Raw genomic sequence first — 23,926 nt, forward strand, 5'->3', positions numbered from 1 at the left:
TATTCCGCCCTATACTGGTCATAGTTGTCGAAATTTGAAACTTGTGGAGGGATTGGAAGTGAAAAACGGTGTTAGAGGATGGTTGGCTCAACTGCTTGCATTCCTTACGTTTGCTTCCTCGCTCGGAGGATTCGCGGATGGAACCGGCCTTGCGCAGAACGCACAGAAAGCCCGGGGGTTGAGCGTTGGAAGTTCCGTATACGGCGATTCACGAATGGTAACCGGTGCCGTGTATGGAACTGGCGGGAAACTAACTCGGGAGATGGAGCGTGATCCAAACGTCGTCGGCGAAGCGCTCGAGAAACGAACGCCGACCGGTAAGCATTACTTGCTGAAGGACGGATCCTACAAAGCGGTTTTCACGATGCACGACCAGCATTATGAAGCCGAGGACGGTAAGCTGTACGACATCGATACGACGTTGTACGAGGAGTCGGAATTGGATACGGTACAGGTGCCGTTGTCCAAAGCGAACGCGGCTTCGATCCGAGGGATGGCCGCGCGGAACAAGGAGAAACGGTTGGCTGGCAAAGCTGCAGAGGAAGGAAGCTACAAAGCGCTGCAGGTGCCGTTCGATGCCACGCTGCCGAAGTCGTTCCGGAAGGGGTATTCCGTTGCGAAAAACGGGGAGACGTTGACCTTTATACCGGTAGGCTCTACTTCTGTAACCGGTGCGGTCTACGGCAGGTCGGGCCTAATTTACCAGAATGCGTGGACAAGCACGGACGTGATTCTGCAAATCATAGAGAATGGGGTCAAGGAAACGATTGTGTTGAACTCTCCTGATGCTCCAAGCTCGTTCCGCTATGAGGTGGTCGGGCCGTTGGCCGACTCGCTTCGTTCCGGGGAGTTTCGTCTACAACCGGCGTGGCTGATTGATGCGAACGGGCAGTATCGGGATGTGGGTCAAACGCTACGGGTTGAAGGGAAGAAGGCGTATTTAGATATCGAGGCGCAGTTGAATGGATTGACGTATCCGGTGGCCATTGACCCGACGATTGTGTTGAGTCCGGCGGTGAAGGATGCTTGTATAGTAAGGCCCGGCGGCTTAAACCGGTATATTTACAATGACTCCTACCGAGGATACAAATGCGGAATAATGCCGAATTCATTTTATGCCCTTTTTAAATTCGATTTATCATCTATACCGATGGACTATATATTTTTTCAGGCTACTCTAAAAACGTCACTTGAAATGGGAGAAGAAGCTTTACCAAGTTATAGTGCCGAGTTCCAAGTTGGCCGTATAATGCAGGATTGGTCAGAGCCCCCTACTACATATTACCTAGATAGTCCTGAACCTTCAGTCCAGTGGTACTCAAGAGCGGAAAATCCATTTGTTATGGCAACTGCGGGTCAATATTGGCGCCTGACTCCAATCGATATAGATGTTACGCGGGCTATTAAAGATATTAAAGCCGCAGGGCAAGACCACGGAATCGCAATTGCCCAAAATCATAACTTCGGTGCTGATGCACTTTTGAATGAAATAACTATGGGTACAGGTGCAAGACTAGAAGTGGTCTATACGACCAAGCCTACCACACCTATCGTTTTGTCGCCAAACGGCGGTGAAGTATTGAACACGGTCCACACCATCACTTGGCAGCCGGCTTCAGACTTGGATACGCCGCAATGGAACCTGCAGTATCAAATCCAAATCTCCAAGGACGGCGGGGCATGGACGGATATGGTTGCCTTAACAAGCCCCGGAGCGACTTCGTATCCATATAACTTCTCGGGAGCAACCAGTACATCGTCGAACAAAATCCGAATCCGGGCCTTCGATGGAGCTTTGTACGGGGAATGGGATGAATCTGACGGAGCCTTTACGGTGCTGGCGAATCGGGCACCGAATGCGCCGGTGAATCTCTCGCCTGGCGGGGCCACGCTGAATATCCCGACGCGAATCGCGGGTACGACGCCTACCGTCCAGTGGGCGTTTACCGATCCGGATCCTGGCAACGTCCAATCGGCATTTCAAGTCGTGGTCTACAACGCCAGCCATCTGCCGGTTCACGATTCCGGATGGAGGGGAACAGGGGCGACCTCCTATGCGATCCCTCTCCACGTACTGGCACGTGGGGACGTATATTACTGGCGGGTGAAAACGAGAGACAACTACGGATTGGAATCTCCATTTTCCGAGATGCGGTCGATCAAGCCGAATGTCTTTCCGTCATTGTCGATCTCGTCGTATAGCGACGACCAGGTCCTCTACCATAACGTGCTTACATTTACATGGGCCTATTCGGATCCGGAAGGCCAAGCGGAAACGGCCTTCCAAGTCGTAGGGTCTCGGGACAATTGGGCGACGTGGGCATACAATTCCGGCGAGATCGCCTCGAATGCGACCAGCCATACGACCGCACCGTTGGCCCTCGGGACATGGAGTTTTGCAATACGCGTGAAGGACGACATGGAGTGGTCGGACTGGTCGTACCGCAGCAACTTGTCCATTCCTAATCTGGACTCGTTACCTCCTACGGTTCCGGGAAACGTTTCGGTAACGGGAAAAACGGCAACAACCGTAACGTTGGGTTGGACGGCTTCCACAGATAATATCGGTGTGGCCGCTTATGACATCTACAACGGCACGAGCCCGATCGGAACCAGCTCGACCAATTCCTTTACCGTAACCGGCTTGCAGCCGGGGACTCCATACGCGTTCAGCGTGAAAGCGAGAGACGATGCGGGCAACACGTCTGCGGCGAGCCGGACGGTCCGTTATATCACCGGCGCGTTGGAGTATCGGTACGATCAAGCCGGGAGACTCGACTATATCATTCTGCCGGATGGACGCACGCTGGACTACCAGTATGACGGAAACGGCAATTTGATCGGTACACAGATTCAGTAAACTTTTTATTTCCACTTGCGGAGGTCTTCCTGTGAAACGAACCAAACCATGGATTTCGATCCTCTTGATAACGGTCATGATCCTTTCCGGCTTCCCATCTGTCAACGTAGCGATGGCAGACGAAGCGTCCGACCAAACGATTGTCCATTCCGTTCCGGATTATAGCGAGCATGTGGATGCCGAGCCTCCGGCGCCTCCCGAGGAGCTGGTGCTCCAAACCCAGAGCAGCTCGTCCGACGCTCTGGTTGAGAAAAATGGTTTTTCACTTATGGCCGCCACCGACATAAGCGGCTGGAGCAAACAGATGAATGGAATCGCCATGCCGCAGGTGATTAACGAAAGCGGAAAAGACCAGTATGCCGACCGATACCGCAGTCAAGAGGCGGTGGATAGGCAGAGCGGCTCCTTATCGATTAACGTGACCGATCTTGTCCTTCCGGGACGGGATGGATTGGACTTTGCTTTATCGCGGCACTATAACTCCAACCAAGCTCAGATGGGAGAAATGCGATCGGTCTTTACCGAAGTATCTTCCGGCTGGAACTACTATAAGGACTACAACTATTGGCAGTACGTTTTCGAAGGATATACAAGCAACGGCAGCGGACCGTATACGTCATACAGCTCACTTTATAAAACGTACGAGGAAGCGGAGACCGCTTGCTCGAGCTATGCAAACAGTACCACTTACGCCCAGAAGGTGTGCCGTGTTCAGCCCAGAAACGAAACGTATAGAAAGTTCTTTAGTTGGAGCAACGTAGCGGAAAAAACGAGTTATTTACGCTCGCGTTACGATCTCGGTGCCGGTTGGGCGCTCGGACTCCCGTCACTGCAAATCGTAAAATCCCCGCCCGATGACGGGAGCGAAATCCATTTCCACGATGGAACGGGCGCTTCTTACTATGTTTCTTTTACATATAACCCCGAGGACAGTAACTTGGTCGGCTACCCAAGGGACGACGTAAAGTTTTACATGGATAACGGGACGTACTCAAACGGGCAAAAATCGTCTTCCTACGTATTTTCCTCCCACGACTTGCGAAAAACGTATTTTGCCGATGACGGCAGACTTCTCGGCATAAAGGACCGATTCGGCAACGAAATCCGGTTTTCACATGTCGTTCGTACAGTTAATGGAGTCGAGTACGCCTATGTGCAGCAAATTACCGATAGCATCGGTCGGATCATTCAACTAACCTACGACAACGCGATCGATAATCCGGCTGCTACGGAGGATAACGTCACGGTCACGGTTACCTATCCCGGGGAACCTGGTAAGCAGACCGTCGTGAAGTATACGAAAAAGCGGCATATCGTCGATGGACGATACGAGCCTTACTTGTATGCTGTAACAAAGGCTCCTAATACTTCCGACCAGACGACAACGTATTACGAGTATGAATCGGTTGCGCAGCGATTCTACTTTTACATGTACAATCCAACGGCTAGCGTATATACGCAGCTCTTAAAACGGATCATTTATCCGCACAGCGTTTCAAATTATGAATACGAAACCTCGTCGCGGAAGTTGGGTGCGTACGGTTCAATGGACGCCTTTCGGGTGAAGGACCGGTCCGATATGAACCGGGTTGGTACGGCGGTACCGGCGTTTTCCAAACCGAACTTGGCGTTGGGGAAACCGGTGCAAGTCTCTTCCTACTACGTCGATACTGGTGGGGATGACACCAGCCCGGACAACTATATTTATTATTACGGTTCCAACGTTGTTGACGGGAAATCTTTAACGTCATGGATTCCCAATGGCGGGGACGCAAACCCGTGGCTGTATGTAGATCTTGGATCGGTTCAATCGTTTAATCAAGTCGTCATTCGTTGGAAGAATCGGAATCCTTATGCCCAATACTCCATCCAAGTATCCAACGATGCCACGACTTGGTCGGATTTGTATGTGGTCAACATCGGCAGCGGTATAGCAGAGGATATTCGAAATCTGAACGGAAATGCAAGATACGTTCGGATTCTAAACGGATCCAATCTGATTGAACTGGAGATTTATCAGCATCCCGGAATGAATCAGGTCGGGTATGCCTATTTGGGGGACTATACGGATAACCGAACCGGTTTTCCCCACCATGCCACGGTGGTGACCACGCAAGATCGCGTGCAAAGCACCATAACCTTTAACGAGCAAGGGCAAGAGTCCAGCATCGTTACGTTATCAGCGGATGGAAGAGAGATACGAACGCAAGAAAACGAATTGTTTCACGACACGTACAAGTACAAACCGACCCGAACGCGGTTTACTGACCAGGTCGGCCCCAATACGCAGAGACTTTATGTTAGCCGAACGTATAACAGTTGGGGAGGACTGGCTAGCGAGACACAACCGCTGAACTGGGCGGACTTTAACAACGAGGCGACGAAGGCTGAATATACGACTAAATACGAATACGATGCCTCGTTCCATTTCCCGTCCAAAACGGAGCGAAAACAAAATGCGAACACGATTCAGACGGAAACGATCGACTACCATTACGATCCACTCGTTCCGGCGCTATACGGCCGACTCAAGAAAACGGTCAACGCCAATGGCGAATCGGTCGAATACACGTATGAGCTGACGGACGGCAAAGTATCGAAGGCGATTGCGATCCAGACGCTTGAAGACGGCAAGGTTGCCCGAACGGAAACCGAATATGGGCCGGCCGGCGTGTATGCTTTTCCGACAAAGGTGAAGCAGTTTTATACGGATGAGAACAACCAGCCGCAAATAATGGAAACGAGTCGGACGTACGAAGTGCTTACCGGGTTGTTGATGTCCGAGACAGCTCCGGGCGGACGGATAACGACGTTCGGCTACGACAAGCTCGGGCGCCCAACCAGTGTAATTCAACCGAGCTACACCGGCTTAAACGGGGTCATCTACGACGTTGAAGAAAGGACGGAGTACGCACCGAACCAATCGTCCGCCGCGTTCGATTCGACGAATTCGAATGTGCAGACGCTCAAGGTCAAAACGTATACGTCTGTTCGAAACCGTTCCACCAATTCCGTCACGCCGTATAACGTGAGGGAGTCGTTTTATGACGGAACGGGGAACTTGATTCTTCGGCAATTCCATGATAGCCAGCGCGGACACTGGATTCCGGAAGTGCAGCTCCATTATGACGGCATGAGCCGACCGATATACGCGATCGATGCGGAGAACAACGTTCAAACGATGGCGTACGACATATGGGGCAGAAACAGCCAAGTAACGGACACGCACGGCAACATTTATAAATCGGTTCACGATCTGATCCAGCGGACCACGACGAGCTATATGGTTACGCCGGAAAACGCGGCCAACCCGGACGATAGCGTAAAGTGGAATGTCCTCGAAAAGCAGTTCGACCATTTGGGACGTCCGCTCTCGTATACCGCCTACCCGAACTGGCCGGACCGCATCAATAAGGTACAAGGCTTCTATGCGTATGATTATGTAGGCAACGTCATTCGTTCGACGGATCCGAAGGGCTATGTCACGAATTACCAGTACGACAAACTGAACCGGTTGACTAAGATTACGGATCCGTTACAGCAGGCGACGGACTACTCGTATACGGCACTGGGGCAAATCAAAGAGACGAAGCAGGTCGACGGGCAAACGTTCACGACGACCAAGACGTACGACGAGCTCGGGCGCATCCGGCAAACGATAAACCCGGCCGGACAATCGGATCAGTGGAACTACAACGCGGTAGGGGACTTGTCGTCCAAACGAGATTTGAATCAAAATTCGTTCCAGTATATATACGATGAGCTGCATCGTCTTGTCGCCTCCAATCTCGGGACGACCAGCTTTAAAACGTATTACGAGGCGAATCCGTTCGGACCGGTACGGAAAGAGGAATGGAACGGCTCTTCCGCGATCCGTTCGGCCGCTTACACGTATACGTCCAATGGGCAGCTTGCGTCCAAAGTCGTAACTTCCGACGGATTGCCGTTGTCGATGTCCAATACGTTCGATCGGGCCGGCAAGCCGACGGGCGTCACGGACGGTTTCGCCTTTACGACCGCGTACGCGTACGACCGCGGCCGGGTGGATAAGGTTCAGACGAACGGGGCTGCCTCAGCTCCGGGGACGGATGACAGCCAGTACGCCAAGTACGAGTACAACCCGAACGGCACCTTGAAAACGATCACGTACCCGAGACTCGCTGACGGCACTTACTTGAAAGCGCAGTATGAGTACGACAAAATGAACCGCCTGACAAAGGTGACCAACGTCAAAGGGACGCAGCCCATTTCGACCTACCAGTACGGGTATGACGCGAACAGCAATATTGTCTCCGTGACCGATGCTGCGGGCACAACCGGCTACGAGTACGATAAGCTGAACCGATTGACGAAGACGACCCGACCGGACGGCCAGATCGTCACCTATACGTACGACGGCAGAGGCAACCGGAAAACGAATGTGGGCGACAGCCTAATCATCCGGGAAGCGAACTACACCTTCAACCCGTGGAACGAATTGACCGGTGTTGCCAGTGGGGGAGAGACGACCGAGTACCAGTACAGCCCGGAAACGGAAGGGCTCCGGATTAAGAAAACGTCCTCTACGGGTACCGTACGGTATACTTACAACGGGAAAGGCCAAGTGATCGCCGAGTCGGATGCGAATAACAACGTCACGGCCCAATACGTTTGGGGACCGGACCGGCTGCTTATGAAGAAGGATGCCGCCACCGGACAGTCGTACTATTACCTGCAGAACGGCCATGGCGATGTCGTGCAGCTTGTGAGCACGGCAGGGGCGGTCGTGAATAACTACCGGTACGACGAGTGGGGCAATGTGCTGAGCGAAACGGAGTCCGTGCCGAACGTGTTCAAGTACGCGGGCGAGCAGTACGACGCGGAAGTGGGCTTGTATTATCTGCGTGCCCGGTATTATGATCCGGGTGTCGGGCGGTTTATTAGCAAGGATGCGTACGAAGGGGATATTGCGAATCCGTTGACGTTGAATTTGTACGCGTATGTGCATAATAATCCGTTGATTTATATTGACCCGACGGGGCATTGGTGTACTTCCGCTGATGGTCTTTACTCTCATCGTGGAGACTGTAATTATGGTTCGAATGGTAATTATGAGTCTTTCTGGGATGGCCATGACTATGATCACAATGGAGATTGGGAAATCGAAAATGGAGTCCCGGTTAGACAGTATTTTTACGAAGGAAACGTAGTTAATAAAATTGGTGATTGGTTCAAAGACTTCGGCAAGTTGGAACGGGAAGATATTGAGCACTTAGAATATGTCGGTGCTCAGTTAGGCGGGCTTCCTTACGATGTGCCGGATGAGAATGTTTATCCTGTTATTAGAGGGCCACGAGCAAGTTCGTGCAATTGCTTTACTTCCGGAACCAAGGTTTTGACAGACGAAGGGGAGAAGAATATCGAAGACATCGAGGTCGGGGATAAGGTTCTCGCCAAAGATGAGAATAACCCTAGTGGAGAATTAGCTTATAAGGAAGTCACGGCTTTATACCGCAACCAACGTGATGATATTATTAAGTTGCATGTTGGTGAACAAATCATCGAGACGACAGACAACCATCCATTTTGGGTCGAGGGAAAGGGATGGGTCTTCGCAGGTGAACTCCAGGTGGGAGACAAACTCCAAAAAGCTGATGAAAGCAATCTGACGATTGATAAGGTTGAGTTCATTAAACTGGATAAGCCAGTAACGGTTTATAACTTTACGGTTGCTGACTTCCATACGTATTATGTAACTGATATTGGCATTTGGGTGCACAATACGAAATGCAGTAATAATAATCTTTCTAGCCCAAATCCTCTGCCAAAAACAATTCGGGACCAATACGAAGAAATTAGATTAGGCGGGGGGACGCCGAGGATTGACCCTGTTACTGGTAAACAAAAAGTATTTAATGCGAATGAATTGAAAAATATATCAGGCGGTGGAACGAATGTATGGTCCGGTTCGTTAGAATATGACGTTCCCGGAACGAGCCATAGAATATTAAGAAGACCAGACGGAAAACTTGGATACGTGTTAAATCATGACTATTCACAACCTAAATTATTTCCGGGACCATGGTATCCTGAAGGTGGAAAATAGAGTTGGGAGGTACAATGGCTAAATATTCGATAGTAGATGATGAGAGTAATTTGATTGTGGGGACATGCGATGACATCGTGGGACTTTCCGGAGAATGTACTTTAATTGATGGAAACGAATCTTTCCACAAGATCATCCTAGAGAACTTTAATATAACGCAATCATTTAGTGAATATTGTGCTAAGACAAAATCCAGAGTTACAAATATTCATTTAGGAATCATGGGTGTAGATGGGGACCCCATAGGTTCGTATTATTTCTCCTCGAAAGTTCCATTGTACTTTCGTGAGAATGTGCCTGAAAATAAAGAAAGGTATGTCGAACTAACTGGAACACTTTTAACAAAAGCGTCCAAAGAAGCCTTAGAGATTTGGGAGTGGTGGAGACAATTACCTCCTGCATCCACTAACTTATGGTCTAGTCTCACAGATCACCAAAGAGAAGGATGGCTAGAAGTTGTACGTTTATATTTCAAGAGAAATTCTAATAAAAAAGATGAAAAACATGGAGTCTATTCTTTTGATTCAACTTACGTAAATGATTCAACTTCCTTCTTTTGTGCTCTAGGAGAAGCAATTAATGGTCCAGGTGGATATTTTGGCTTTGACTTATTGAGTCTGGAGGATTGTCTTTGTGGTGGCTTTGGTGCAGTGCCTCCGTTCACCCTTAATTTGGAAAATGGTAGTGATTTTTTTGAAACAGATAGTGTTTTTTTAACAAAACTAAAAGAGATATTTGCAGATAAACAAGTGAATATTATTAGACTTTAGTTTAGTGACCTTGAAGGTGTCCCCTTCGAGGTCTTATTTTTTGGGACTGTAAAATTTTCTGTGTAAACTCTCCAATCAATCTATTAGACTAATAGGAAAGGTTGGATTGGAAGGATGAGCACAGTGGCCCCGAAGTTCAGCAAGGATCAAGTGAAAGCCTTCATCAAAGACAACGATCTAAAGACGATGGCGGATGTTCAGTCTGCTCTCAAAGAACTGTTTGCCGACACGTTGCAAGAGATGTTGGAGGCGGAGCTTGATCATGAGTTGGGCTATGCGAAGCATGATGTGGCAAGCAGACAACCAACAGCCGTAACGGGAAGAGCAAGAAGACGATCACCAGCGAGTACGGAGAGCAAGAGATCCGTGTTCCAAGGGATCGTAACGGTGAGTTCGAGCCGATGATCGTAAAGAAGCATCAGTCGAACGTAACCGGCATTGAGGATCAGATTATTGCTATGTATGCCAAGGGTGTAAGCACCCGAGACATTCAGGACCACCTGTCCAATCTGTACGGGATTGAAGTGTCTCCGACGATGATCTCCAACGTGACGAACAAGCTCATTCCCTTGATCAAAGAATGGCAGAATCGTCCGTTATAAGGCGTGTATGCCGTTGTTTTTATGGACGCGATCCACTTCAAAGTAAAGCAAGACGGCGCGATTGTGAATAAGGCTGCTTACATGGTCATTGGCATCGATCTCGACGGAAACAAGGACGTTCTCGGGATGTGGATCGGCGAGAATGAGTCCTCAAAATTTTGGCTTAGCGTGCTCAACGATCTCAGGAACCGAGGCGTGGGCGACATCCTAATTACCTGCGTGGATAACCTTACGGGCTTCTCACAGGCTATTTCGGCGTGCTTTCCGAAGACGGAGATCCAGAAATGCGTCATTCACCAAATCCGCAATTCCACTAGGTACGTTTCATACAAGGACCTAAAGAAGGTGACGGCGGACCTCAAACCGATCTACAAGGCTGCAACGGAGGATATGGCGCTCGTTGAGCTTGATCGGTTCGAAGAAACCTGGGGCACCAAATACCCGCTCATCGTGCGTTCCTGGCGCACGAACTGGGACGAGATTGCAACGTTCTTTACATACCCTCCTGAGATCCGAAAGTTAATCTACACGACCAATATGATTGAGAGCTACCACCGCCAGCTCCGCAAGGTAACCAAAGGAAAGAGCATCTTCCCAACGGATGAATCCTTGCTCAAGATGCTATATCTCGCCACCATGGACGTAACTCAGAAATGGACCGGCCGTGTTCAAAACTGGGGACAAATCTTGCTGCAGCTCTCGGTCTTCTTCCCCGACCGAATTGGACCCCATTTACCTTAGGCTGTCCATTGGTTTTCTCTAGGAGTGTTTAAACAAAATTCTTGACAGACCCTATTTTTTCCCCCTCTCACCAATCGAATAAATCGGGTGGCCGATTGTTGGAGTTCACATAGCCACTTATACCGTTCTTTTTATTGCTCGCCACGCCCCCAATAATAGCAGCATATGCGCGGCGTGGTTTTCACGAGGAGTGAGGTTTCTCTGTGCGTTACTACATCCTAAGCGTCTCACTGGATATAATAATACTTTGATAAATAGCCTGTAACCACTCGCTTCTACCGAAATCCCAATTTACTCCTTGCTGAACTTTGGGCCAACGTGATCATCCTTCCAAGTAAACCTTTCCTACTACAGATTAGAGAGTATACACAGTCTACACCCTCCAGCATCGTCCACCCTACTAGCTCTATGGTATACTATTGAAAAACAAGCGGGTCGTGCGAGCTTGAGCGCAGGTCGGAGCGGGCGGGCAGCGGATGTCGACGCCGGTTAGGAGGGGCGACTTGAAAGATCGAGAGGAGCGAGAGGACCGGCCGGAGGAACGGAAGGAGCGGGAGGCCGCCGCAGCGGAACATGAGCCGGCGTACGACGAGGCGGACCTGGTTCAAGCGGATGAAGCGGACGAGGAAGAGGACCGGATCTATTTCGAGCGGAAAGCGAGAACGAGACGACGGTTGAAGAAAGCGATCGCCGTTTTCGTCGTCGCGGCTTTGCTCGTCAACGGGCTGGCGTTTTGGCCGATGCTTTACAATGGGCAGGCGATCCGGTTTCTCGTCAAATCGAGGGAGCTTTCCCGAAACGAAGCGGTCGCGGCTTATAAGCAAGCCGTCGTCGTCGTCGGCACGGACGAGGGGAAAGGGACCGGATTTCTCATAACGCCGGACGGATATATCGTCACGAACCATCATGTCATCGAAGGGGCGAAGAACGTGTTCGTTCGGCTCCCCGATGGGGAAAACTACATCGCGGAGGTTAAGGCAAGCGAGGCCGGTCTCGATTTGGCCGTGTTGAAAATCGACCCGGGTGACCGGCAATTGGACGCGTTGCCGCTAGAGCGGACGAACGACTGGCGGGAAGGCGAACCCGTTTACATCATCGGCAACCCGCTGATGTTCACCCGTATCGCCAACGAAGGGACGATCGCCGGGCAAATTCCGGTGCGGGGCTTGGACGTTCCGGCTCTCGCTTTGCAGGCTCCCGTTTATAAAGGCAACAGCGGCAGCCCGGTCATTAACGCCGATGGCAAGGCGATCGCCGTCGTGTTCGCCACCGCCGAAGTCGAGCTGGACGGAGAGAAGCGCCATGTCGGCCTGGCTGTATCCGTTGCCCATCTGCTCCCCGTATTGGAGAAGATCGGCGGAATCCATGTGGCGAAGCAGTGATGGATTCATCAGTACAAAGCATCGAACTTATCGATGTCCATGAAGAGGAAATCCAGCGATGCGCGGAAAGGCGTTCCGGCCGCCAATAGCGTACCGCTTTGGTATAATCGAAAAAACAGCCCTGGTAGTGTCCCGAAAGTAAATATGAAACACCATCAGCAACACTCTCGGATGACATTCTGATGAAGTAAAAGGAGCTAAGCGAACCGTTCTCGCTTAGCTCCTTCGTTTTTAGTATCCGCGGCGGCCTTCTTGAACCAGATGGAGACCAAAGGAATGCACCCAACCTCCCGACCTACGTCGCGCAACTTGATCCGGAGAGTGCCGCAATTGCGAAAAAGAGCTGCCCACGGCAAGTAAAACCGTGGACAACCCTCTTTTTCGCTTTCGTTATTTCAGGAAGACGACCCCCTGCCGGTGCATGTGCTCGTGCAGCTTGCGGATGTCGACGTCCGCCATCCTGACGCCGTCGTCGATGGCGATCGAGGCGGCGTTGCCGGCCGCCTGGCCCAGCGCGTAGCAGGTCGCCTGAACGCGCATGGACGACATGGCCACATGCGTCGCGGAGATCGACCTGCCGGCAACGAGCAGCCCGTCGACGCCCTGAGGGATCATGCAGCGGTACGGGATATCGTATCCGCTCAGCTTGCGTTCGTCGGTTCCTTTTTTGCCGTCGGGGTTATGGATGTCGATTTCGTAATTCGTCTGGGCGACGACGTCCTCGAACCGTCTGCCGGACAGCAGGTCGTCCTCCGTAAGCGTGTAATGCCCCTTGATCTGGTTCGTCTCGCGTACGCCGACCTGGGCGGGCACGTGGGACAACACGTAATTCTCGAAGCCGTTGCGCTGCAAATAGTCGACGACGGAAAACACCTGGCGCAGCGCTTCCTTCTCGGCGAAGGCGACGTCCTTGATCTTCGCGCCGTTGCCGCGCACGCGGGTCATGTTGACGAGCAGCGTCCCGTCGTCGTTCCGTTCCCAGAACAGGTGCCGGCCTTGCGGAAGATCCTCGATGGTCTCGTAATGGTAGCAGCCTTCCGGAAGCTTGCGTTTTACCGGCTTGCCGGTGTTCTGCATCATGAACATGAGCGTCATCGGCTGGGTGGCGCCGTCTTCGTCTCGGCCGGACGTGTACGGGGCTCCGGCATCGATCGCCACCCGTCCGTCTCCGGTGCAATCGAGCACGACGTCCGCCTCGATGGCGCGCAGCCCTTCGCGCGTATTCAGGACGGCGCCCGTTACCCGGCTCCCTTCGCGCAGCGCGCCGGCGAAGCTGACGTGGAACAGCACGTCGACGCCTTCCTTCTCCATCTTCTCATTGAAGTAATGGCGCAGCACGAACGGATTGTATTGCGGCCATACCGAACCGGCATGGTTTTCGGGCAGCTGCACGTCCGTAAGCACTTCGGACAAAATTTCCCGGTATATCCCCGTCACATTGCCGATTCCCATAAAAATGCTGACATTGCCGAGCGTGCCCATGCCGCCGAGCTGGCCGGAATGCTCGGCTACTATCACGCTCTTGCCGCAGCGGGCCGCGGAAATGGCCGCGGCGACGCCCGCCGGGCCGCCCCCGACCACGAGCACCTGCGTACGGGCGAACAAAGGGATTTGCCTTGCAAACGTTATGTCGCTCATCGGTAATTCGGACCTCCTGAAATCGATGGTTTTCGATTTCAGCTTAACGCGCGGCCCGATCGGGCGGCCAGTTCCATTTTGGTTACATTTTGCGCACGGTCGCGCCTTTATGCCAGCGGCATTGCAGCCGGATGTGCTCGTACGGCAAATGCGGATTGGCGAGCCGCCACAGCATCCGGTCCGCCGCGCGCACCCCCGTCTCCCGTACGGGCAGCAGCGGGCGGGTCAAATCGGGGAGGAACGCCTCCTCGTTCGTCTCCAGCCCGACGAGCGAGACGTCCTCCGGGATGCGCAGCCCGAGGCCGCGGCAGGCGTAATAGATCCACGGGATGAGCGTATCCAGGACGCACAGGATCGCGGTGGGCCGAAGGCTGTCCCATTTCGCCCGGAACGCCTCGTCCCACTCCGCCTGCGTGCCTTGCGGAACGAGGAGGCTTTCCTCCGGCGGTGTCTGGATGCCCGCCTCGGAGGACGATTCGGTGAACGCCTGCCAGCGTCTCCGAAACCCTCGCTGCGTCCGGATGTCGCCCACGTACATGATCCTCCGGTGGCCTTCCCGGACCAGGTGCATGACGCTTTGCGATACGGCATCGTAGACGTCCCAGATGACGCTGTCCGATTCCGTTCCCGCTTGCGGGAAATTGAGCAGCACCCGGGGTATCGGCAGCGCGAGCAGCTCCTGCTCCAAGGGCAGCGGAATGGTTGGGGGAATGAAGACGCCGGAAGCGTACGAGACGCCGTATTGCTGGAACCAGTCCCGGATTCGCTCCGGGTGCGTCTCGTGCTCCGGATAGATGGCGAAATCGATCAGGTGGCCGAGCTCCGACAGCCGGTCGTACAGGCCGCTGTAGAGCTGTTTGACGAGATAGCCGTTATGGGTCGTGACGAAGACGAACCGGTGCGGCTTATCCGGGTAGACGGAGAGCCGGTCGATCGCCATTGCGTGCTCCTGCGCCTTCGTTCGGTAGCCGAGCTCCCGTGCCGCGCGGAAGACGCTCCGGCGCGTTTCCTCCGACATGCCGGGCAGCCCGCGCAGCGCCTTGGACACCGTATGAACGGACGTATGCAGCCGGTCCGCGATATGCTGAAGCGTCACTTGTTTTCTCGGACTCATGTCGCGCCTCGCTTTCCGGAATAATGGCGGATGATGGGACGCAAGATTATGCGCGTGATTGCGATTGCGTACAAGGACATTGTACTAGGAAACGGATCGGGCGGATAGGGCGGCATGTTACAGCGGAACCCGACGGTGCCGGCGTATCGGGTCGCGCATGGTCGCTATGACGGTGCCGGGCAAGGGGATATGGAGGGGAGCCGGTGAGTGGTTCAAAGGGATACCGACCAAACAATTCGGCCGCTGCCGCGATTTCCGGAAGAAATGCAATGCCGACGCAGGCTATCTGGTAGAACCAAAGTATCTTAACTAATGAGGTGACGGCCCATGGAACAACCCAAACATACCGTATCCGTTTCCGCCTTGTTGATGAACGAGGCCAATGAAGTTTTGCCGCTGAGGACGCATTGGCGTTCGGATACGTGGGAAATGCCGGAGGAAGCGTTGAGGCAGGGGAGCCTTTGAATGAGTCGGTTCGCCGAGAATGTCCGGGAGAGACCGGCATTGCAATCCGTCCCATCGGGGTAACGGGGGTGTATTATCATGCGACGAAGCAGGTTTTGGCGGTTATTTAAAGCGGAATACGTTAGCGGACAAATCAAAGTTCAACCGAAAGAAATGATGGAAGCCCGATATATTGAATTAAACGAATTCAATATCGACCGATACATCACCCGTCCGCAGCAAAAATCCCGTACGCTTGACGCGATGAAAGCAACATGCTTTGTTCCGTTTGAAACGTGGGAAGTCAATCCGACCTATAACTTATTGTCCAAGCTGCATAACGAGGGGGGCGGATGTACGCGGAACAAGCCGTCCGAGTAACGGAAAGCAATGGAGTCGTGACCGGAGCCATATCCACCGGCGGTGCAGACGGGCGGAGTTGGGGAAAACGGTGACGACTCTTGCTTTCCATTGCTTTATCGTTTCATCTCCAAAAACAACTTATCGGCGGTCTCGCGATCGAAGGGATCGTTCGATAAAACTCCCAATAATCTTATTACCTCATCTTTGTTTTTCAAATCCCGCTTCGAAGCGGAAAGTTCTCTTATAACCGTGATGAACACGGCCGTATAGCTTGTAATTGTATTGCTGCTTTGGGGGGGATTTAACGCGCCGGCCCATGCGTTTGCCTTGCTGGCGTGCTCCAACGCCCCCAAGTAGTTCAGCTCCAAATGATCGCCTTGCAACGAGCCTCCGATTCTGCTGATGCTTGCGCGAATAGCGCCTACAATGGCTTCTTGGTTGTTCTCGTATTCGTTCAGTTTAGTTTGTTGGATGAACATATATACGAGCCCGATTACGAATAAAACCACCAATCCGGTAGCGGTGACGGTTTTTCTTTTCATACATCCCCCTTGCCGGCCGCGAGTCGTAACCCGAACCACTCCCTCGCCAGCTCCCGAAACCGTCCCTCGTCGACGGGCTCCTTCGTCATGACCCCATTTTCCCACCGCGTCAGAGAGTTGGCGGTAAGCGTCACTCTTCCGTCGGCGGTAAGGCGGGTGACGAGCGGCGTTTTGTTAAACGGCGAGCGATCGTCCCCTACGATGATGCGCTGTACCTCGTTCACCTCGGACAAATCCCCGAACGTACGCTCCGAATCGAATGCGTAGCCCAGCCGCCACTCCGTATGTTTGTGCCTCAGCTTCATCTCCAGGACGTAGTTCCCGTAGTCGCTTCGCATCGCCCGCACCCGAAACTCGCCGTTTCGCGATTCGACGGCTTGCCCGTCCAGCGGGATGGGCTTGAGCGCCAAGTTGGTGCCGAAGCCGGTGTCGACCAAATACGTGCGGCCTTCATGCCGCGCCAATATCGCGACATGGGTGCGGCCCAAGCGCGTCCAGTCGTTCCGGTCATGATCGAACACTTCGCCGCGTACGAGGGCGGCGTCCCAGCCGTTGTCGATCAAAAACAAGTAAAGCAGCGGGTTCAGCTCGTAGCACAGTCCGCCTTGGCGGTCGGCCAGCATTTTCCGGACAAGCCGGTCTTTCGTGATCTCCCCGGTCCGTTTGGACAGGATCGCCAAGTTTTCGAAAGGAAACGCGGCCGCCGTCTTGTCGAGAACCGTGTCCAGCGCGTCGAAGTCGACGGGGCGGTTTTCCGGAAAGCCGATCGTGCTGCGGAATAACGCGTTGAAATCGCTCATTACCGTCCAGACCTCCTTATGGTAAGGAGCCTTTTGCGGAAGGAGGCTCCCGTTCGCCAAACGTCCGTCGGGCGCCCTCGTCAGGAGAGCGGCCCGATATCCACCATTTTACGTCATGCCCGCTCGGACGTTCAATCGAACATGAAGTCGTACCGGTCGTATTTTTTGCGGAACTGGCCGGGCGGGACGCCGAAATATTTGCGGAACACTTTGCTGAAATAGTTGACGTTCATATAGCCGACCTGCTGGGCGATGTCGTCCAGCGAGCGGTCCGTTTGGCGCAGCAGCTCGACGGCTTTCTCCATCCGCTTGCGGGACAAATATTCGATCGGCGTCTTGCCGACGGTCCGGCGGAACAGCTTGATGAAATAGTATTTGGAGATGCCCAGCGCGTCGGCCAGCTCGTCGAGGTTTTGAAGGTCGCGGTACCGCTCGTCCAGCAGCCGGACCGCTTTCGTGACGATGTCGGGCCAGACGCCGGGCGTGCCGTGTCCTTTGCAAAACCGGTACAAGTCCATCAGAAACGGATAGGCGAGCATCGACAGCTTGTATGCGTCGGTGACCGCTTTCGCCTTCGCCTCCTGGTACATGTGCCGAAGGTAGCGAATGGGCTGGGAATGCTCGGGGAACGCAGCGACCGGACCGAGCGTCTGGTCGACGTACGACCAGCACTTCTCGGCCTCGGGGCCGTCGAACGAGACGAACAAGCACTCGTAATGGTCGCTTTCCTGCGGCAAGTAGTAATGATAGTCGCCGGCGAACGGGACGAAAAACGCTTTGCCCGGCTCGAGCCGGTACGTGCGGTCCCGAATCCGGATTTCCGCGAAGCCGGAGACGGTGTATTGGAACAAAAACGCGCCCCCCGTATCCTCCCGCGTCAGCCCCATATAGCTGTAATCGGACGACCTCGTCTCCCAGCCGATCGAATGGACCGAGACGGCCAGCGGAACGACCGGCTCCTGGAAGCGGAAAATAAAGCTTTTGAGTTGATCGGTTTGGTTCGCGACGTCCATCGGAATCCTCCTGTTCGCACTCGGCAGAAGACAGAGCAATATATTACCCTTTTCCAACAACTTCGTTCATTGTTTGGCGACAGGCATGTTTCTATACTGAAAGAGTAAGCAACGAAGCGGCGCCGTCGTCCGGAGAAACGATTGGAGGACGATGCCAACAAAGTGCTGATAGCGCTGTCAAGACAATCTCATTTTAACTCATGGAGGAGAACGACGACAACATGATCATTTCCGTCGAACATTTCGGAGCCGTCCCGGATTCGCGGGACGACGCGACGCTGGCCGTCTATCGGGCCATCCGGCATTGCGGGAAGGTCGAACGGCCGACGCTCGTCTTTCCGAAAGGGACTTACCATTTCCGTGCGGACCGGGCGTACGAGAAGCAGCTGTTCATCACGAACCACGACCAGAAGGGGCTGCTGCGGATCGCTTTCCCGCTGATCGATATGGAGCATTTGACGATTGACGGACAAGGCTCCGAGTTCGTCTTTCACGGCTCGCTCATCCCGTTCGTGATCGAGAACGGCCGCCATGTGACGCTCAAACGTTTTTCGATCGATTGGGAGCGGCCGATGTTCGAGCAGGGGGAATTCGTGCGGGCGGCGCCGGATTCGTTCGACGTCCGGCTGTTCAACCCGGATTACGAGCTGCGCGACAACCGGCTGACGGTCGAGTACGACGGCCGGAGAGAGGCGATCTGGGGGCTGCACGAGATCGATCCGGCGACGGGTGCGCACGCGTACGGGAGCGGGGACCGGCTCAGCTGGAGCGAATACAAGAAGTTCCGGCTCGAGGAGGTTGAGCGCGGCGTCATCCGGTTTTCCGGCAGCCTCCGGCACGTGCCGAAGCCGGGTAACGGCGCCGTCATGCGGCTCGGCCGCCGGGAGCACCCGGGCATCTTCATCAAGGGCGGCGCCGATATCCGCATCGAGCAGGTCGACGTCCATCACGCCCCCGGCATGGGGCTCGTCGCCCAGCGGTGTGCCGATATCCGCCTGCGGGAGTTCAACGTGATGCGGAAGCCCGGTTCGGACCGGTGGGTGACGGCGACGGCGGACGCGACGCACTTCACGTACTGCCGCGGCACGATCGAGATGGAGCGCTGCCTGTTCGAAAACCAGCTCGACGACCCGGCCAACGTCCACGGCATCTACGTCAAAATCGCGGAGCGGCTGTCCGACGACACGCTGCTCGTCCGGCTGATGCACGACATGCAGGTCGGCGTCGAAATCGCCGAACCGGACGACCGGATCCGCTTCGTCGATCCCGACTCGCTGCTGCCTTACGCCGACGCCCGGGTGACGTCTGCGGAAGCGCTTAACGCCCGGTACGTCGTCGTCGGCTTCGACCGCCCGCTGCCCGAACGGGTCCGGGCCGGGGACGTCATCGAGAACGTCTCGTGGAGCCCGGACTTCATCGTGCGTCACTGTACGATCCGGGCGAACCGGGCCCGAGGGTTCCTCATTACGACACCGGGCAAGGTGCTGCTCGAGCATAACGTCGTCAGCGCGCCCGGAGCGGGCATCAAAATTTCCGGGGACGCGAACAGCTGGTACGAGTCGGGGGCGGTGCGCGACGTCGTCATCCGCCACAACACGTTTCTCGACTGCAACTACTGTTACCCCGACTGGGGCAAGGCCGTCATCGACATCGACCCGGAAATCGAGGAGCCGGAGCGGCATCCCGACTACTACCATCGCAACATCCGGATCGAGCACAACGAATTCGTCACGTTCGACGCGAGCCTCGTATCCGGGCATTCGGTCGACGGGTTCGTGTTCAAGCATAACCGGGTCCGGCGTAGCGGATCGTATCCGCGCAACGCGGAGCGGCTTCACGCGATCGAGCTGGCGGCTTGCGGAAGCGCGGACATTTCCGACAATACGTCGGAGGACGGAGAGCTGCTCGCGCTGGTCGGAACCGAAGTCGTGAACGGCTCGGCCGTAGCGAAGCCGATCTGACCGGTCGACGCAAACGAGCCGCCGGCCGGGCCGGCCGGCGGCGAATCGCATTCATGAAGGGGGTGGTCGCGATGGAACGCATAGCGAACGGAGCGATGAGCGAAAACCGCGCGAGGACGAGCCTGCGAAGGCGGGCGCTCGGGGGCTGGTACCGGAATTGGCGGCTGTACGTCTTGCTCGCCCCGGTTATCGTCTACTTCATCGTATTCCATTACGTGCCGATGTACGGCGTCCAAATCGCGTTCAAAAATTTCATCGCCGTCGAAGGCATTACGGGAAGCCCTTGGGTCGGGTTCGCCCATTTCGAGCGGTTTTTCAACAGCTATTACTTTTGGCGGCTGCTGCGCAATACGATCGGCATCAGCCTGTACGAGCTGGCCGTGTCGTTCCCGGTCCCGATCGTACTGGCGCTCATGCTGAACGAGCTCCGGCAGGAGGCGTTCAAACGGTTCGTCCAAACGGTGACGTATGCGCCGCACTTCTTGTCGACGGTCGTCCTCGTCGGCATCGTCGCGCTGTTCCTGTCGCCGCACGGCGGACTCGTCAACCATGTGCTGCAATGGTTCGGGATCGGGCCGATCGGCTTCATGACGGAGCCCGGCTGGTTCAAGACGATATTCGTCCTGTCCGGCGTCTGGCAGCAGATGGGCTGGAGCTCGATCATCTACTTGGCCGCCCTGGCGGCCGTCGATCCGCAGCAGCACGAGGCGGCGATCATGGACGGCGCGAGCCGGCTGCAGCGCGTCATCCACGTGAACCTGCCGTCGATCATGCCGACGATCGTCATCCTGCTCATCTTGAATATGGGCTCGATCATGAGTGTCGGCTTCGAGAAAGTGTACTTGATGCAAAACTCGAAAAACATCGAAGCGTCGGACGTCATCTCGACCTACGTGTACCAAACGGGGATCATCGGGTCGCAGTTCAGCTACGCGGCGGCCATTTCGTTATTCAATTCCGTCATCAACTTCGTTCTGCTGGTCGGCGTCAACGCGGCGGCGCGGCGAATGAACGAGACGAGCTTATGGTGAGGAGGGACCGCGCATGAATCATCAGACGTTCGGAGACCGGCTGTTCGGCCTACTAAATGCCGGCTGCCTCGCGCTCGTCGCGTTCATCGTCCTGTATCCGCTTTACTTCGTCCTGATTGCGTCCGTCAGCGACGCGGCCGCCGTGCTGAACGGCGACGTTTGGCTGCTGCCGGAAGGGCTTCATTTCGAAGCGTACCTCAAAATATTGGGGCAGAACGAATTGATGCACGGCTACGGGAACACGATTCTTTACACCGTCCTCGGTACGGCGGTGAACATCGTGATGACCGTATTGGCCGCTTATCCGCTATCCCGCCCGCAGCTGTTCGGGAGAAACGTCATTACCGCGATGATGGTATTTACGATGTTTTTCAGCGGGGGCCTCATTCCGACTTACCTGCTCGTCAAGCAGCTCGGCATGCTCGATACGGTTTGGGCGCTGGTCGTGCCGGGCGCGGTGTCGGTATACAACATTATTATTATGCGGACGTTTTTCCAGACCGGCATTCCGAAGGAGGTACAGGAGGCGGCCTTGATCGACGGCTGCAACGATTTCCACATTTTGCGCAAAATCGTCCTGCCGCTCTCGATGCCGATCATCGCCGTCATGATCTTGCTGTACAGCGTCGGCCATTGGAACTCGTACTTCAGCGCGCTCATTTATTTGTCCGATCGCAGCATGTATCCGCTTCAGCTGTTTTTGCGCGAGCTGCTCGTGCTGAACCAGACGTTCGAGACGATCGCCTACTTCGACGAAGACATTACGAAGCGGATGATGGAGGCGGAATCGATCAAGTACGCGGCCGTCATCGTGGCCAATTTGCCGGTGCTGCTGCTGTATCCGTTCCTGCAAAAATATTTCGCCAAAGGAATGCTCGTAGGAGCTATTAAAGGCTGAACGCCTTCTAATAGATCATAAAACCGGAACGAAACGGGAGGTCAACCAAACATGGCACGAACACGAACGAGGAAAGCAACGATGGTTGCGGCGGGAATGCTCGCCCTGACGATGGTCGCCGCTTGCGGCAAAACGGAGCCTTCGACGGGCGGGAAGGGCGGAACGGCGGGAGCGGCCAATGCCAACGCCAACGTGAACGCGACCGGATTTCCGATCGTCAAGGAGCCGATCAAGCTGACGTTTTTCGCGAGCAAATCCGCCTCCAATCTGGGCAACTGGAACGAAACGGCGATGTGGCAGGAGTACAAAAAAATGACCAACATCGACGTCGACTTCCAGCTCGTCCCGGTGGACGCCTTGACCGAGAAGCGCAACCTCGCCTTCGCGAGCGGCAACCTGCCGGACGCGTTCCATACGGCCCGGCTGTCGTCCGTCGACCTGGCCAACTACGGGAGCCAAGGACTGCTCATTCCGCTGAACGACCTGATCGACAAGTACGCGCCGAACTTGAAGCAAATCATGAACAAGTACCCCGAGGTCAAAAAAGCGCTGACGATGCCGGACGGCAAAATTTATTCGTTCCCGACGCTGCAGGACCCGGACTTCCTGTCGGGCATCATCGGCTCGCAAATGTGGATCAACAAGACGTTTCTCGACAAGCTAGGCATGAAGGTGCCGGAGACGACGGACGACTTGTACAACTACCTGGTCGCCGTCAAGACGAAGGATCCGAACGGCAACGGCAAGGCGGACGAGGTGCCGTTCGCGGCCGTCGGCATTTCGACGATCTACGACCAGCTGAAGGGGGCGTGGGGGCTCGGCAACCGGGGCAACATGCATCCGCGCGTCGATATCGACCCGGCGACGAACAAGCTGCGGTTCATTCCGGCCGACCCGAGACACAAGGAAGTGCTGCAATATTTGAACCGGCTGCACAAGGAAGGGCTGTTCTACAAAGACGTGCTGACGGTGAACGGCAACGACGTGAACGCGATTTACCCGCAAGGCGTCGTCGGCACGGCCATCGGACTCAACCCGAACGCGACGATCCCCGGCGTAACCGGCCATGTCGGCGTAGGTGCGTTGAAAGGGCCGCACGGCGACCGGATTTTCTCCCGCGCCCGGTCGTTCATGATCTTGCCCGGCGGATTCGCGATCAGCAAATCGAATAAGCACCCCGAGGCGACCGTCCGCTGGGTCGACTACTTCTACAGCGACGAAGGCAACAAGCTGTTCCGGCTCGGCGTCAAGGACGTCAGCTACGTCGAGAAGGACGGCAAGGTCGACTGGGTCGACGCGCTCAAGAAGGACCAAAGCCAGATCGGCAAATATGTAACGTGGGCGGGCGGCTGGTACCCGAGCATGGACCGGCAAAAGTACGTGCTGGCTTCCGAGAACGCTCCGGAAAACTTGAAGGTGTCCGAGGAGATCAAGCCGTTTTACCCGAAAGAGGTATGGCCGGAGTTTACGTTCTCGACCGCGGAGGTGGCCGAGTTCAAGGCGCTCGAAACCGATATCGTGAAGTACGTCAACGAGATGGCCGCCAAGTTCGTGACCGGGGCCGCTTCGTTCGACGAATGGGATAGCTACGTGGCCACGCTGAAAAAGATGGGGCTCGACCGGTATATGAGCATTTACGAAGCCGCCTACAAGCGGTACCAGTCCAACTGACGGGGAGGGGA

General features: G+C 54.8%; 13 protein-coding genes and 2 pseudogenes. 10 read left to right on the forward strand and 5 right to left on the reverse strand.

Annotated elements, in window-relative coordinates:
• Nucleotides 1–58 precede the first annotated feature (58 nt).
• The 5 genes and pseudogenes from DLM86_RS32655 to DLM86_RS04870 all read left to right on the forward strand — a co-directional run bounded on the left by DLM86_RS32655 (nucleotide 59) and on the right by DLM86_RS04870 (nucleotide 12,440).
• Nucleotides 59–2,860, forward strand: coding sequence for a glycoside hydrolase family 78 protein (locus DLM86_RS32655; RefSeq protein WP_245954356.1), 2,802 nt, complete (start codon nucleotides 59–61; stop codon nucleotides 2,858–2,860).
• Between the two features lie 31 nt (nucleotides 2,861–2,891).
• Nucleotides 2,892–8,945 (forward strand): polymorphic toxin-type HINT domain-containing protein, encoded by a 6,054-nt coding sequence (locus tag DLM86_RS04855; protein ID WP_110838842.1) that lies wholly within the window; start codon nucleotides 2,892–2,894, stop codon nucleotides 8,943–8,945.
• Nucleotides 8,946–8,959: 14 nt separating this feature from the next.
• Nucleotides 8,960–9,715, forward strand: a complete 756-nt coding sequence (locus DLM86_RS04860; RefSeq protein ID WP_158289331.1) for a barstar family protein — start codon at nucleotides 8,960–8,962, stop codon at nucleotides 9,713–9,715.
• A 114-nt stretch (nucleotides 9,716–9,829) separates the two neighbouring features.
• A pseudogene (locus tag DLM86_RS04865) lies at nucleotides 9,830–11,058 on the forward strand (IS256 family transposase).
• A gap of 503 nt (nucleotides 11,059–11,561) precedes the next feature.
• Nucleotides 11,562–12,440 carry a S1C family serine protease gene (locus DLM86_RS04870; protein ID WP_158289332.1) on the forward strand — a complete coding sequence of 293 codons (879 nt, stop codon included), beginning with the start codon at nucleotides 11,562–11,564 and terminating at the stop codon, nucleotides 12,438–12,440.
• A 390-nt stretch (nucleotides 12,441–12,830) separates the two neighbouring features.
• Here DLM86_RS04870 and DLM86_RS04875 read toward each other — a convergent pair whose 3' ends face one another.
• Both DLM86_RS04875 and DLM86_RS04880 read right to left on the reverse strand, forming a co-directional pair.
• The gene (locus DLM86_RS04875) at nucleotides 12,831–14,078 is read right to left on the reverse strand and encodes an FAD-dependent oxidoreductase (protein WP_110838845.1); all 1,248 of its coding nucleotides are present in this window, start codon (nucleotides 14,076–14,078) and stop codon (nucleotides 12,831–12,833) included.
• A gap of 82 nt (nucleotides 14,079–14,160) precedes the next feature.
• Nucleotides 14,161–15,192 (reverse strand): LacI family DNA-binding transcriptional regulator, encoded by a 1,032-nt coding sequence (locus DLM86_RS04880; protein WP_110838846.1) that lies wholly within the window; start codon nucleotides 15,190–15,192, stop codon nucleotides 14,161–14,163.
• A gap of 327 nt (nucleotides 15,193–15,519) precedes the next feature.
• On the opposite strand from DLM86_RS04880, the pseudogene DLM86_RS04885 reads away from it, so the two are divergent.
• Nucleotides 15,520–16,017, forward strand: a pseudogene (locus DLM86_RS04885) (NUDIX domain-containing protein).
• A 95-nt stretch (nucleotides 16,018–16,112) separates the two neighbouring features.
• Here the strand turns inward: DLM86_RS04885 and DLM86_RS04890 are convergent.
• The 3 genes from DLM86_RS04890 to DLM86_RS04900 all read right to left on the reverse strand — a co-directional run bounded on the left by DLM86_RS04890 (nucleotide 16,113) and on the right by DLM86_RS04900 (nucleotide 18,354).
• Nucleotides 16,113–16,541: a hypothetical protein gene (locus DLM86_RS04890; RefSeq protein WP_110838847.1), complete on the reverse strand. Its 429-nt coding sequence runs from the start codon at nucleotides 16,539–16,541 to the stop codon at nucleotides 16,113–16,115.
• Nucleotides 16,538–17,341 carry an arylamine N-acetyltransferase family protein gene (locus tag DLM86_RS04895; protein WP_110838848.1) on the reverse strand — a complete coding sequence of 268 codons (804 nt, stop codon included), beginning with the start codon at nucleotides 17,339–17,341 and terminating at the stop codon, nucleotides 16,538–16,540. Before DLM86_RS04895 ends, DLM86_RS04890 begins: the two co-directional genes overlap by 4 nt.
• A gap of 131 nt (nucleotides 17,342–17,472) precedes the next feature.
• On the reverse strand, nucleotides 17,473–18,354 hold the full coding sequence (locus tag DLM86_RS04900) for an AraC family transcriptional regulator (RefSeq protein ID WP_110838849.1): 882 nt from the start codon (nucleotides 18,352–18,354) through the stop codon (nucleotides 17,473–17,475).
• A 221-nt stretch (nucleotides 18,355–18,575) separates the two neighbouring features.
• On the opposite strand from DLM86_RS04900, the gene DLM86_RS04905 reads away from it, so the two are divergent.
• The 4 genes from DLM86_RS04905 (at nucleotide 18,576) to DLM86_RS04920 (ending at nucleotide 23,915) form a co-directional block, all read left to right on the forward strand.
• Complete coding sequence (locus DLM86_RS04905; protein ID WP_110838850.1) at nucleotides 18,576–20,315, forward strand: right-handed parallel beta-helix repeat-containing protein; 1,740 nt, start codon at nucleotides 18,576–18,578, stop codon at nucleotides 20,313–20,315.
• A gap of 95 nt (nucleotides 20,316–20,410) precedes the next feature.
• Nucleotides 20,411–21,346 carry an ABC transporter permease gene (locus DLM86_RS04910; RefSeq protein WP_245954380.1) on the forward strand — a complete coding sequence of 312 codons (936 nt, stop codon included), beginning with the start codon at nucleotides 20,411–20,413 and terminating at the stop codon, nucleotides 21,344–21,346.
• A gap of 13 nt (nucleotides 21,347–21,359) precedes the next feature.
• Nucleotides 21,360–22,244: a carbohydrate ABC transporter permease gene (locus DLM86_RS04915; RefSeq protein WP_110838852.1), complete on the forward strand. Its 885-nt coding sequence runs from the start codon at nucleotides 21,360–21,362 to the stop codon at nucleotides 22,242–22,244.
• A 51-nt stretch (nucleotides 22,245–22,295) separates the two neighbouring features.
• Nucleotides 22,296–23,915 (forward strand): extracellular solute-binding protein, encoded by a 1,620-nt coding sequence (locus DLM86_RS04920; protein WP_110838853.1) that lies wholly within the window; start codon nucleotides 22,296–22,298, stop codon nucleotides 23,913–23,915.
• Nucleotides 23,916–23,926 lie beyond the last annotated feature (11 nt).

Source organism: Paenibacillus flagellatus, assembly GCF_003217775.1.
In the GTDB taxonomy this organism is placed as follows: domain Bacteria; phylum Bacillota; class Bacilli; order Paenibacillales; family NBRC-103111; genus Paenibacillus_AB; species Paenibacillus_AB flagellatus.